The sequence below is a fragment of the Agromyces mediolanus genome, from assembly GCF_023715325.1.
GTDB classification, from domain to species: Bacteria; Actinomycetota; Actinomycetes; order Actinomycetales; family Microbacteriaceae; genus Agromyces; species Agromyces mediolanus_A.
Map to the genome: position 1 here is coordinate 89971 of NZ_JAMBNX010000008.1, position 12111 is coordinate 102081.

Sequence of the window (12111 nt, forward strand, 5' to 3'; positions counted from 1 at the left end):
TGATGCCGCTCGGCGACGGGCTCGATCGCGGTCGCCTGCGGCGCCGTGGGCACCGGGCGGCCAGCCCCCGGAGCACTGAGCACGTGCATCGCGAGGAGGCCGAAGAGGACCGGCAGCAGGAGCACCGCGGCGCCGAGCCGGGCGGAGGATCGATCCGGCCTCCCTCGCGATCGCGAGCGATGCGACCGAGACCACCACACCCGTCCAGTCTACGAGGCGATGGCCGCCCTCGAGTCGGCACCTGCCGCGGGCTGCGGCCGACGCGGCACGGCCGTCACCGACTCGCCGCGAGCGCGTCGGAGCCGATAGCGTCGGAACGCGCGTCCGAGAGCGCACGGTGAGGAGCACGGCGATGGAGCGGTTCGACACGATCGTGGTCGGCGCCGGGGTGTCGGGGCTGACCGCAGCTCGGCTCCTCGCCCGCGCGGGCCGCAGGGTCGTGGTGCTCGAGGCTCGGGACCGCGTCGGCGGACGGGTGTGGACCGAGCGCAGCGATGGGGTGAGCACCGACCTCGGCGCCTCCTGGATCCACGGGGTGGACGGGAGCGCCGTCGCCGCGGCGGCCGACGCCTTCGGCATGCGCGCCATGGAGTTCACGGTCGGCGGCTATCAGGCCGACAGCCGGCCCATCGCGTACTTCGGGCCGGACGGGCGGCGACTCGACGGTGCTGCGACCCGCGCGTTCGCTGCGGACCTCCGGGCGGTGGATGCCTCGCTGCTCGGGACGATCGCCGAGTCCGATCCGGATGCCTCGTATCGCGACGTCACCGAGCGCGCGATCGCCGAGCAGGGCTGGGACGCCGACCGTGCCCAGCGGGTCCGCGAGTTCCTGGAGCACCGCAGCGAGGAGCAGTACGGCGCCTGGATCGGCGACCTCGCGGCGCACGGCCTCGACGACGACGCGATCGACGGCGACGAGGTCGTCTTCCCCGACGGGTACGACGTGCTGCCGACCCGTCTCGCGGGCGGGCTCGACGTGCGACTCGAGCACGTGGTCTCGCGCGTCGAGTGGTCAGGCGACGGCGTCGTCGTGATCGCCGGCGACGCGGGCTTCGCGGCAGACACCGCGATCGTGACCGTGCCGGTCGGAGTTCTGAAGTCGGCCGGGTTCCAGATCGAGCCTCCGCTGCCCGAGCCCGTCGCGGGCGCACTCGACCGGCTGGAGATGAACGCCTTCGAGAAGGTGTTCCTCAGCTTCCCGACGAAGTTCTGGGACGACGACGTCTACGCGATCCGGCAGCAGGGGCCCGAGAGCCGGTGGTGGCATTCGTGGTACGACCTCACCGCATTGCACGGCGTTCCGACGCTGCTGACCTTCGCGGCTGGGCCGGCCGCCGAGGCGACTCGGCGCTGGACCGACGAGCAGCTCGTGGAGTCCGTGCTCGCGCAGCTTCGCCGTCTCTACGGCGAGCGCGCCATCCCACCAGTGCGCCTGCACCGAACGGCGTGGCAGGATGACCCCTTCGCCCGCGGTTCCTACGCATACATGACGGTCGGCTCGACGACCGCGGACCACGACGAGCTCGCCACCCCGATCGCCGGTGTCCTTCACCTCGCCGGCGAGGCGACGTGGACGGACGACCCGGCCACGGTCGCGGCGGCGATGCACTCCGGACACCGCGCCGCCGAACGCGTCCTCGGGCGGTCGGTCCCCATCTCCGACACCTGGGCCGACTGAGCGACGACCACCGCTCGCTCCAGGCGGCCGTCCGGTCGAGCTCGAGCACGGCGACGGCGTGTCGACCGCCGAGATCCTCGCCTCGCGCACGGGCTGCTCGAACATCCGCTCCGCGTCGTCGCCAGCGGCGCCGCGCGGCTCAGCGCTCGTCGCTGTCGAAGGCCTCCCGAGCGTCGAGAATGGCCCGATGGTGGCCCGCAGCCCACGCGGCGAGCGCGATCGCGGGTTCGGAGAGGGAACGCCCGAGCGGGGTGACGGCGTACTCGACGCGCGGTGGGATCTCGGCGTAGCTCGTGCGCGACACGAGCCCGTCGCGCTGCAGGCTGCGGAGGGTCTGGGTGAGCATCCGGTGCGAGATGCCGTCGACGCGGCGCTGGATCTCGGTGAACCGGAGCGGGCCGTCGTGGAGGAGGCCGATCACGAGCAGGCTCCACTTGTCTCCGACACGGGCGAGGATCTCGCGGATGACCCGGCTCGCCGGGTGGTCGGTGCTGCACGAGGCGGCCCCCTCGCCGTCGGGCTGGAGCGGCGGCAGGCGCAGGGTCGTGGGATCGTGCCGATCGGTCGTCATGCGCAGCTCCTCCCGGAATTCCCGATACGCACCCCGAGGTGCGTGACGCACCAGGAAGTGCCGGGACTCCGAGGACTACAGTAACAGATCGTGCGTTACTGACGCACAGTAACTAATAGGAGATCCCTGCATGATCATCGCACTCTGGGTCGTCACCGGCCTGCTCGCCGCGCTCTTCGCCATGGCCGGATCCATGAAGGTGGTGACCCCCCGCGAGCGCGTTCACGAGCGGATGGCCTGGGTCGAGGAGGTCACCGCACCGCAGCTGAAGACCATCGGCGCGCTCGAGGTGCTCGGGGCGATCGGCATGATCCTCCCGGCCGCGACCGGCATCGCGCCGTGGCTCACGCCCGTCGCCGCCTTCGGGCTCGCGATCATGATGGCGGTCGCGGTGCGACTCCACGCGCGCCGCCGGGAGCCGGTCATGCCGAGCCTCCCCCTCGGCATCGCCGCCCTCGTGGTCGGCATCGGATGGCTGGTCTTCGGATGAGCGCGACCGACGCACTCGAAGGGACCGATCCCGCCGCTCCCGCCGACCCGAAGCGCCTCCGCGTCATCTGGCTGATGCTCGGCGCCGCCTTCGTCGTGATCCTGAACGAGACCATCATGGGCGTGGCGATCCCCCAGCTCGTGGACGACCTCGGCATCACGATCTCCGCGGCGCAATGGCTGACCACCGCGTTCATGCTGACGATGGCCGTGATCATCCCGATCACCGGCTTCCTGATCCAACGCTTCAGCACCCGGCAGATCTTCATCGCGGCGATGAGCCTCTTCTCGCTCGGCACCCTGGTGTCGGGCGTCGCACCCGGCTTCGAGGTGCTGCTCGCCGGACGCATCGTGCAGGCGAGCGGCACCGCCATGATGATGCCGCTGCTGATGACGACGATCCTGACCCTCGTCCCGGCCACCTCGCGCGGCCGCTTCATGGGCCGCATCTCGATCGTGATGTCGGTCGCCCCAGCGCTCGGCCCGACGATCTCCGGCGCCATCCTGAGCCTCGCCTCGTGGCGCTTCCTGTTCTGGCTCGTCCTGCCGATCGCGATCGTGATGCTGGTCGTCGGCGCGCGCCGGGTCCGGAACGTCGGCGAGACTCGGCGAGCGCCGATCGACGTCGCGTCCGTGGTGCTCTCCGCGCTCGGCTTCGGCGGGCTCGTGTACGGCCTGAGCCTCATCGGCAGCGCCGGCGCCGGCAACGCGACGGGCACGCAGATGTGGGTCGCGCTCGGCGTCGGCACCGTGAGCATCGCGGCATTCGTCGTGCGTCAGCTCGTGCTGCAGCGTCGCGATGCCGCGCTGCTCGACCTACGGATCTTCCGCTCGCGCACGTTCACGATCGCGATCTCGCTGATGACCCTCATGATGGCCGCGATGTTCGGCACGCTCATCCTGCTGCCGATCTACCTCCAGAACGTGCTCCAGCTCGAACCCGTGGTGACGGGGATGCTGATGCTCCCGGGCGGACTGGTGATGGGGCTCGTCGCACCGACGATCGGGCGGCTCTTCGACCGTTACGGCCCCAGGCCGCTCGTCGTGCCGGGCAGCATCGTCGTGAGCGCCGCGCTCTGGGCCCTCGCGACGCTCACCCCGCAGACCCCGCCGTGGCTCATCGTCGTCGCGCACGTGCTGCTCTCCACCGGCCTGGCGCTCATGTTCACCCCGCTGTTCACCTCGGCACTCGGGTCCCTGACGCCGGCGCTGTACTCGTACGGCTCGGCCGCCGTCGGCGCCGTGCAACAGGTCGCCGGGGCCGCGGGCACGGCACTCTTCGTGACCATCCTGTCGGCGCGGACGGTCGAGCTCAGCTCCGCCGGGGCCGACGCCGTCGCGGCGCAGGCGGGCGGCATCCAGACCGCGTTCCTGATCGGCGCCGCCCTCTCGCTCCTCGTCATCGTCGGCGCGTTCTTCGTCCGGCGCCCCTCGACCGACCTCACCTGACGCCACCCGGAAGGAACTCCGATGCCCCCATCCACCGAACGTCCGCTCGTCCGTCTCATCGTCGGCAGCGTGCGCCCGATCCGCGTCGGCGACCAGCTCGCCGAAGCGATCGCCCCGATCGTGGCCGAGGCGGCCGATGCCCGCGTCGAACTCGTCGACCTCGCCGAGCTCGACCTCCCGCTCCTCGACGAGCCGCGCATGCCCGCGTTGGGCGACTACCAGCGCGAGCACACGAAGGCCTGGAGCCGGATCGTCGCCGAGAGCGACGCCGTCGTCTTCGTCACGCCGCAGTACAACGGCGGCTACCCGGCGGCGCTGAAGAACGCGATCGACTTCCTCTTCCACGAGTGGCGTGGCAAGCCCGCCCTGATCGTGAGCTACGGCGGGCACGGCGGAGGTCTCTCCGGCGCGCAGCTGCGCGGTGTGCTCGAGTTCATCGGGCTCGAACTGGCCGGGCAGAACGTCGAGCTGACGCTGCCCCGGGACGGCTACGACGAAGGCGGCCGCTTGCGCGACGCGGCCGCGATCGTCGCATCGCACGAGGAGCCGCTGCGTGCGGCAGCCGCGACGCTCCGGCGAGTCATCCGCTCGACCGCGCCGGCCCCCGCCGCGTGAGCCGGCGGCCGGTGCGCACTGTAGCATCCTCGGCCCGCATCGGCCACCCCCTCGCCTCCGCCGACCGTCCATCGCAGAGTGGAATGGTCCCCCAGCGGGACTCTGACCATCACCGACGAAAGGACGGACGGATGACGCACCTCAGCGGACAGCGCGTGGCCTTCCTCGCCACCGACGGATTCGAGGACAGCGAGCTCACGAGCCCGTGGGAAGCGGTGACCGACGCCGGGGCGACCGCCACGATGATCGCGCCGGACGCCTCGGAGATCACCGGGAAGAAGGGCCACGTCCAGCGCGTGGACCTGCAGGCCGCCGCGGCGAGCGCCGACGACTTCGACGCACTCGTGCTGCCCGGCGGCGTCGTGAACGCCGACCATCTGCGGCTCGACCGGGACTCGATCGGCTTCGCTCGGGCCTTCTTCGAGCAGCACAAGCCGGTCGGGGTGATCTGCCACGGCGCCTGGATCCTCATCGAGGCCGGTGTCGTCGACGGCCGTACGATCACGAGCTACCCGAGCCTCGCGACCGACCTGCGCAACGCCGGCGCGAACTGGGTCGACGAGGAGGTCGTCGTCGATCAGGGCCTCGTGTCGAGCCGTACGCCGGACGACCTGCCCGCCTTCAACGCGAAGGTCGTGGAGGAGATCGGCGAGGGCACCCACGCCGGCCAGACGGCCTGATCGCGGACACGAACGCCCCGGGAGATCCTGGATCTGCCGGGGCGTTCGCCGTCGGAGACGGCTCCCTCGCCGCACGTCAGCGGTAGAACCCCTCGCGCAGGTTGATCCCGTGCTCCACCCAGGCCTTCAGGGCGGACAGCATGCCCGTCCACCCCTCGCAGTTGCCGAACGCGTGCTTCGCGCCGCCCTCCGTGAGCTTCCAGGCCGACTCCGTGATCGTCACGAGTGTGCGGGCGTCGTCGTCGAGGGGCTCGAACTCGAAAGTGGTGCGGGTCGCGGTGGCGTCGCCGTCGGCCGTGCCCGGCGCGGCATCCCACTCGATCACGATGCGCCGCGGGGGCTCGGCCTCGACGACGCGCACGGGGAATCGGCCCGGGAAGTCTGCGAAGTCCCAGCTGACCTCCTCGCCGGCATCGAGCCGGCCGCGAGCGCCGCCGGTCGTGAAGTACTGGGAGAGCTGCGCGGGGTCGGCGACCGCTTCGTAGACGTCGGCGCACGGTCGTGCGACCCGGCCGGAGACGGTGAAGGCGAGTCGTTGCAGGGCAGCATCCTCATTCATGTTGTATTTTTATCACATGATGCAGGATGCCGGAAGCGCCGTGGATGGCGACGACGCCGTGTTCAAGGCACTCGCGGCGCCGATCCGGCGGCGGATGCTCGACGCACTGCGCGAGGCGCCCCTCACGACCGGCGCGCTGTGCGCTCGCTTCCCGGAGCTCGACCGCACCACGGTGCTGCAGCATCTGCGCGTCCTCGAGGAGGCCGAGCTCGTCACCGGCCGCCGGATCGGACGGGAGCGCCATCTCGCACTGGCCCCCCTGCCGATCAAGCGCATCCACGACCGCTGGATCAGCGACTACATGCAGGCGGCGGTCGAACTCCTCGACCGCCTCCAGCTGCCGGACGCCGGCATGAACGGACGCCCGCACGCCTGACCCCGCGTCGGGAACGGGCGCGCACGGCGCAGCCGCGGCGAGAATTCAGCATTCCAGGGATCCCAAGGGAAGACACTCCCGCAGAGGTCACCCGAATCGGTGAACCCTGACGCGGGGGCTCCATGCCCAAGCGCCCGCAGAATGCGTTGACACACCGGGGAACACACCGAAAGTGCACGACGCGCGGCAGGCAAGTAGGATGGCGAACCATTGGCATCCCGTCACGCATGCAACCGGCAGGCAGGCCATCACGTTGGGAGACGCGCACATGAAGAAGCCCGCACGACGAGAGCGGCGGCGCATGGCCGTGACGACCGTGCTCGGACTCCTCGCCACTTTGCTCGTCGCCCCGCTCTCGGCGACCTCCGACGCGCTCCCGGCGGTCGCCTCGACGACGTTCGACTGCACCTCCGTGTACTCCGTGCGCGCGCCGTCCCCCAACAACTACCTGATGGAGGTCGACCCCGACAGCGGCGTCGCGACGAACGTCGGCAAGTTCGACAACAGCGGGAGCACGACCAACCTCAATGCGCTGGGCTTCACCGGCGACGGACGCCGGGCGATCGCCGCGGGCCAGACCGGCACATATCTCCTCACGATGGACCCCGACGGAACTACCACCGCCCTGGTTCGCGGTCTCCCCAACGCCGCCGTCAACATCACCCACGGCGCCGTCAACACCGCCACCAACGTGTACTACTACGGCGGATTCAGCGGCTCCACCGCCTCCATCTACGGGTACGACCTGGGCGCCGACGAGTACCTCGGCCTCGTCGCGCGCGGCAGCGTACCCGGCGGCAACAATGGCGACTGGGCGTTCGACAGCACCGGGTACCTCTACGTCATCGCGGGCGCCAACGGCGGCAACACGCTCTCGGTGGTCAAGCAGCAGCTGCCGACCACCTCGCAGCCGCAGCCGCGCACCATCACGGGCGAGACGCTGACCACGATCAACACCCCGAACAACAACATCAACGGCATCGCCTTCGGCGGTGACGGCTACCTCTACATGGCGAGCGGCACCACCTGGTACCAGGCGAACCCGAGCACCGGGCAGGTCATCTCGCAGCGGGCGCTCACCGGCGACAACCGGAACGACTCCGGCGATCTCGGCTCCTGCGCCTCGCCGAACACGATCTCGGTGCGGAAGGCGTTCCCCGAGGGGCGCGTCGACGCCGCCGACCAGGTCACCCTGGAAGTCACGGGCGGCGGCATCACCCGCGGCAACCGGGCCACCACCTCGGGCTCGAAGCAGGGCGTCCAGGACGACCCCGCGATGATCGCGGGCCCCGTGATCGGACTCGGCGGCGAGACCTACCGAATCGCCGAGAGCGGAGCGGGAGCCGACGAACGCTACGTGCGCAGCTGGCGGTGCGTCGATACGAACTCGAATCGCGAACTCGCGCGGGGAGCCGGCACCTCCGGCGAGTTCGTGCTGCCATCCGGCTCCGCGGTCGTCTGCACCTTCACGAACGACGCCCAGCGTCCATCGGTCGGCCTGACGAAGACGGCGGGGACACCGACGGATGTCAACGGGAACGGCATCACCGATGCCGGTGACACGATCGCCTACGAGTTCCGGGTCGAGAACACCGGCAACACGATCCTCACCGACCCCACGGTCGACGACCCGAAGCTCGGCGCGGTCACCTGCCCCGCCGTCACGCTCGATCCCGGCGAGTCGGTGAGCTGCACCGCGCCGGTCTACACGATCACCGCCGACGACGAGGACGACGGCGCGGCCGACAACACCGCGACCGCGGGCGCGACGCCCCCGAACGGGCTCCCGAAGGTATCCTCGCGACCGTCGTCGACCTCGACGCCGGTCGAGCGCGCGGCCCCGGCGCTCGTCATCGAGAAGTCCGCCGAACCGCAGGACGCGGCAAGCTACCAGGAGGGGCAGGAAATCACCTACTCCTTCGTCGTCCGCAACACCGGCAACGTCACCGTGACGGACGTCGAAGTCACCGAATCGGACTTCTCCGGAACAGGAACGCTCTCCGCGCTCAGCTGCCCCGACGACCGGACCCTCGCTCCGAACACCTCGCTCGTGTGCACGGCCACCTACACGCTCACCCAGGCGGACGTCGACGCCGGCCAGGTCACCAACTCGGCCACCGCGGCGGGCGACGCACCCGACGGCTCCCGGGTCGACTCACCGGAAGACACCGCTCGCGTCCCCGTCGACGCAGACCCGCAGATCGCGCTCGAGAAGTCGGTCACTCCGAGCGCGCCGGCCGGCCCCGGTGAGACGGTGACGTACGAGTTCGTGATCACCAACACCGGCAACGTGAGCCTCACGGACCCGACGATCGACGAGACCGCGTTCGGGGGGACGGGCGCTCCGCCGGTCGTCGACTGCCCGAGCGGAGTCCTGCGCCCTGGTGAGATCGTGATCTGCACGGCCAGCTATGTCATCACCGACGCCGACGCGGACGCCGGCGGCTTCGAGAACACCGCGACCGCCTCGGCGACGCCGCCGGCCGGCGCCGACCCCCCGGTCTCCGCTCCGTCCACCGCGCGGGTGAACATCACGGCGCGTCCCGACCTCGACCTGAGCAAGACGGCCTCACCGGACGTGATCGCGCGGGCGGGTGACACGGTCACCTACTCGTTCGAGGTCACGAATCGCGGCAACGTCACCATCTCCGACATCGAGGTCGCGGAGGGGTCGTTCTCCGGCACCGGCGAACTGGGCCCCATCGACTGCCCGGCGACGAGCCTCGCCTCCGGCGAGACGATGACCTGCACCGCCACCTACCAGGTGACCCAGGAGGATGTCGACGCGGGCACGATCTCGAATACCGCGACGGTCGGGGGAACCTCGCCCACCGGGGATGCCGTGTCCTCGCCGCCATCGACGGCGACCGTCGACGCACCGCCGAACCCGGCGGTCGAACTCGAGAAGCGCGCCGATCCGACCACTGCCAGCACCGCCGGCGCGACGATCCAGTACGACTTCGTGGTGCGCAACACCGGCAATGTCACCCTCCATGGGCTCGCCATCGACGAGAACGAGTTCAGCGGCACTGGTCAGCTCAGCGCCATCACCTGCCCGGGCGACACCCTCGCGCCCGGCGCCGAGATGACCTGCCACGCCGACTACCGCCTCACTCAGGACGACGTCGACGCCGGCACGGTGACGAACACCGCCACCGCACGCGGAAGCTCGCCCGCCAATGACGAGGCGAGCTCCTCCCCCGCGAACGCGACCGTCACGATCGAAGCGGAGCCGGGCCTGACTCTCGTGAAGTCCGCCGATCGCAGCGAGCTGCGCGTCGGCGAGGAGATCACCTACACCTTCGTGATCGAGAACACCGGCAACGTCACACTCACCGACGTGACGGTGAACGACACCGGGTTCACTGGCTCGGGATCACTGTCGGCGATCAGCTGTCCGGACGAGGCGGCCGCGCTGACCCCTGGAGCGCAGATCGAGTGCACGGCGAGCTACACGGTCACGCAGGCCGATGTCGACCGCGGCACGATCGACAACACCGCCACGGCCACCGGCACCGCGCCCACGGGCGGCGAGGTGACGACGAGCCCGTCCGAGGTTCGCATTCCGCAGGATCCGCAGCCCTCGCTCACGCTCGCCAAGTCCGTCGATCCTGGCACCGCAGCCGAGGCGGGCACCACCGTCACCTACACCTTCACCGTGCGTAACACCGGCAACGTCACCCTGCACGAGGTCGGCATCGACGAGCTGGAGTTCTCCGGCTCGGGCAGCCTGTCCGAGATCGGCTGCCCGGACGGTCCGCTCGCCCCCGGCGCGACGGCCGTCTGCACGGCGACGTACACGATCACGCAGGCCGATGCCGACGCCGGCACGATCACGAACACCGCGTCCGCGCACGGCGCCCCGCCGAACGGCGGCACCGTGGATTCCGAGCCATCCGACGCGGAGGTCACGATCCCGCCGGCCCCGAGCCTGGAGATCGTGAAGTCGGCCGATACCGCGGAGCTCGTCGCCGGCGAGACCATCACGTACTCGTTCGTCATCAGCAACACCGGCAACGTCACGCTGCACGACGTCGCCGTCAGCGAGGGCGACTTCTCGGGCGCCGGTGAGCTGTCCGAGGTGGTCTGCCAGAATGACGCCGCGCAGCTCGCCCCCGGTACGCAGCTCGTCTGCCACGCGACGTACGTGGTCCAGCAGGCAGATGTCGACCGCGGCACGCTGGAGAACACGGCATCGGCGCTCGGCACCAGCCCTGACGGCCGGGCCGTCGAGTCGGACCCGTCGGACGTGCGGATTCCGCAGGACCCCGAGCCTGGGCTCACCCTCGTGAAGACGGCCGACACCGACCGGGCGACGAAGGCCGGACAGCGCATCACGTACTCGTTCGCCATCACCAACACCGGCAACGTCACCCTCCGCGACGTCTCGGTGCAGGAGAGCGAGTTCTCCGGTGCGGGCGTACTCGGCGAGCCGACGTGCCCCGAGGAGGCCGCGGCACTGCTCCCCGGGCGCACGGTCGTCTGCACTGCGGTGTACACCGTGGTCGAGGCTGACCTCAGCGGCGCACCGCTGACGAACACCGCCGTCGCGTCCGGCATCGGCCCTGGCTCGTCGGATCCGGTGATCTCGGAGTTCTCGACGGCGGAAGTGCCGACGGCGACGGCCGAGTCGCCGGGGCTGGCGATCACCGGCGTGTCCATCGGCGCAGGCTTCATCGCGCTGGCGGTCCTGCTGGTGCTCGGCGGGGCGTCGGTGCTGATCCTCCGAGCGCGGCGCACCGATCGACTGCGGGCGTGAATGCGTCGCGGCCTGCTCGTCCCGGCGCCGTGCGACGGCGGGCGGGACAAGCAGGCCGCGACGACCGGCTACGCGTCGACGACCGCGAGCCAATCGGCGACGCTCCTGGGCGCCAGCCCGAGCAGCGTCTGCGCGCTCCGGTCCTCGGCGACGACGTTCCGGTCGGCTCCGTTCAGCGCGCGATAGAGGTCGACGACGGGCTGCGCCGCGGCTCCGAAGAGTGGCGTGATGAGTTCCCCGAACGCGTCGGGCGAGATCGCTTCGTAGCGCACGTCCGTCGCGAGGTGCTGCGCGAACCCCGCCGCGAGGTCGGTGCCCGTGAGCCCCGGGGAGTGCCCGATCGCGACAATGCCTTCGACTCCCCGGTGGTCCGTCAGGAGCTCGACCACGGCGTCTGCCACATCGAGGTGGGAGCTCCACGACACGGGATACTCCGCGGGCAGCGGGTACCGCAGGACGCCTTCAGAGCGAGCGGGCTCCGCGACGACCGGGAGCAGCAGGTTCTCGAGGTACAGGCGCGGGGCGACGACCGCCGTGGAGACTCCGGTGGCGGTGACGCCCTGGATGAGCTGCTGAATGGGCGCGGTGCTCGGAGCCTGCAGGGGCGAGCCGGGCTCGTCGACGATGGCGCCGCTGGTCGAGATCACGACCCGGGCCGGCCTGGCGGTGTCGACGGCCGACACGATCGCCGCGGCCTGCGCCGCGGAGACCGCGGGATCGCCGCCCATCGGCAGGTGGACGAACACGCCCTCGGCGCCGGAGTAGGCGCGCGCCAGCGCCTCCGCGTCCGCGAGGTCGACGGCGAGCGATCGGGTGCCGGCAGGCAGCCCGGCCGGGTTTCGGACTGCGGCCACAGCGTCTTTCCCGGCGACGGTCAGGGCAGCGAGAACAGGGGATCCTTGAGCTCCAGTGGCTCCATGCACGAGATAGGTCAT

General features: G+C 70.8%; 10 protein-coding genes. 7 read left to right on the forward strand and 3 right to left on the reverse strand.

Annotated features, from left to right (window positions below; all coding sequences use genetic code 11):
- The first annotated feature begins 352 nt into the window (after positions 1 to 352).
- Positions 353 to 1678 carry a flavin monoamine oxidase family protein gene (locus M3147_RS14410; protein ID WP_251204165.1) on the forward strand — a complete coding sequence of 442 codons (1326 nt, stop codon included), beginning with the start codon at positions 353 to 355 and terminating at the stop codon, positions 1676 to 1678.
- A 139-nt stretch (positions 1679 to 1817) separates the two neighbouring features.
- Here M3147_RS14410 and M3147_RS14415 read toward each other — a convergent pair whose 3' ends face one another.
- Positions 1818 to 2249 carry a winged helix-turn-helix transcriptional regulator gene (locus M3147_RS14415; RefSeq protein WP_251204166.1) on the reverse strand — a complete coding sequence of 144 codons (432 nt, stop codon included), beginning with the start codon at positions 2247 to 2249 and terminating at the stop codon, positions 1818 to 1820.
- 130 nt (positions 2250 to 2379) lie between these two features.
- Here M3147_RS14415 and M3147_RS14420 point away from each other — a divergent pair, with 130 nt between their 5' ends.
- The 4 genes from M3147_RS14420 (at position 2380) to M3147_RS14435 (ending at position 5482) form a co-directional block, all read left to right on the forward strand.
- Positions 2380 to 2739 carry a DoxX family protein gene (locus M3147_RS14420; RefSeq protein WP_251204167.1) on the forward strand — a complete coding sequence of 120 codons (360 nt, stop codon included), beginning with the start codon at positions 2380 to 2382 and terminating at the stop codon, positions 2737 to 2739.
- Positions 2736 to 4187, forward strand: coding sequence for a DHA2 family efflux MFS transporter permease subunit (locus M3147_RS14425; RefSeq protein ID WP_251204168.1), 1452 nt, complete (start codon positions 2736 to 2738; stop codon positions 4185 to 4187). Before M3147_RS14420 ends, M3147_RS14425 begins: the two co-directional genes overlap by 4 nt.
- 21 nt (positions 4188 to 4208) lie before the next feature.
- Entirely contained in the window at positions 4209 to 4802 is a 594-nt protein-coding gene (locus tag M3147_RS14430) for an NADPH-dependent FMN reductase (RefSeq protein WP_251204169.1), read from the forward strand.
- Between the two features lie 131 nt (positions 4803 to 4933).
- Positions 4934 to 5482, forward strand: coding sequence for a type 1 glutamine amidotransferase domain-containing protein (locus M3147_RS14435; protein ID WP_251204170.1), 549 nt, complete (start codon positions 4934 to 4936; stop codon positions 5480 to 5482).
- Between the two features lie 76 nt (positions 5483 to 5558).
- On the opposite strand, the gene M3147_RS14440 is transcribed toward M3147_RS14435, so the two are convergent.
- Complete coding sequence (locus M3147_RS14440; protein WP_251204171.1) at positions 5559 to 6041, reverse strand: SRPBCC domain-containing protein; 483 nt, start codon at positions 6039 to 6041, stop codon at positions 5559 to 5561.
- Positions 6042 to 6057: 16 nt separating this feature from the next.
- On the opposite strand from M3147_RS14440, the gene M3147_RS14445 reads away from it, so the two are divergent.
- Together M3147_RS14445 and M3147_RS14450 are read left to right on the forward strand one after the other, a co-directional pair.
- A complete protein-coding gene (locus M3147_RS14445; RefSeq protein WP_251204172.1) occupies positions 6058 to 6417 on the forward strand; it encodes an ArsR/SmtB family transcription factor in 360 nt (119 codons plus the stop codon).
- A 268-nt stretch (positions 6418 to 6685) separates the two neighbouring features.
- On the forward strand, positions 6686 to 11176 hold the full coding sequence (locus M3147_RS14450) for a DUF7507 domain-containing protein (protein WP_251204173.1): 4491 nt from the start codon (positions 6686 to 6688) through the stop codon (positions 11174 to 11176).
- 68 nt (positions 11177 to 11244) lie between these two features.
- On the opposite strand, the gene M3147_RS14455 is transcribed toward M3147_RS14450, so the two are convergent.
- Positions 11245 to 12111 carry an NmrA family NAD(P)-binding protein gene (locus M3147_RS14455; RefSeq protein ID WP_251204174.1) on the reverse strand — a complete coding sequence of 289 codons (867 nt, stop codon included), beginning with the start codon at positions 12109 to 12111 and terminating at the stop codon, positions 11245 to 11247.

What these genes read in the sequence shown, in the direction of transcription:
- M3147_RS14420 (WP_251204167.1), top strand. Translation starts at nt 2,380, where the DNA reads ATGATCATCGCACTCTGGGTCGTCACCGGCCTGCTCGCCGCGCTCTTC.
- M3147_RS14425 (WP_251204168.1), top strand. Translation starts at nt 2,736, where the DNA reads ATGAGCGCGACCGACGCACTCGAAGGGACCGATCCCGCCGCTCCCGCC.
- M3147_RS14430 (WP_251204169.1), top strand. Translation starts at nt 4,209, where the DNA reads ATGCCCCCATCCACCGAACGTCCGCTCGTCCGTCTCATCGTCGGCAGC.
- M3147_RS14410 (WP_251204165.1), top strand. Translation starts at nt 353, where the DNA reads ATGGAGCGGTTCGACACGATCGTGGTCGGCGCCGGGGTGTCGGGGCTG.
- M3147_RS14435 (WP_251204170.1), top strand. Translation starts at nt 4,934, where the DNA reads ATGACGCACCTCAGCGGACAGCGCGTGGCCTTCCTCGCCACCGACGGA.
- M3147_RS14440 (WP_251204171.1), bottom strand. Translation starts at nt 6,041, where the DNA reads ATGAATGAGGATGCTGCCCTGCAACGACTCGCCTTCACCGTCTCCGGC.
- M3147_RS14415 (WP_251204166.1), bottom strand. Translation starts at nt 2,249, where the DNA reads ATGACGACCGATCGGCACGATCCCACGACCCTGCGCCTGCCGCCGCTC.
- M3147_RS14445 (WP_251204172.1), top strand. Translation starts at nt 6,058, where the DNA reads ATGATGCAGGATGCCGGAAGCGCCGTGGATGGCGACGACGCCGTGTTC.
- M3147_RS14455 (WP_251204174.1), bottom strand. Translation starts at nt 12,111, where the DNA reads ATGACCTATCTCGTGCATGGAGCCACTGGAGCTCAAGGATCCCCTGTT.
- M3147_RS14450 (WP_251204173.1), top strand. Translation starts at nt 6,686, where the DNA reads ATGAAGAAGCCCGCACGACGAGAGCGGCGGCGCATGGCCGTGACGACC.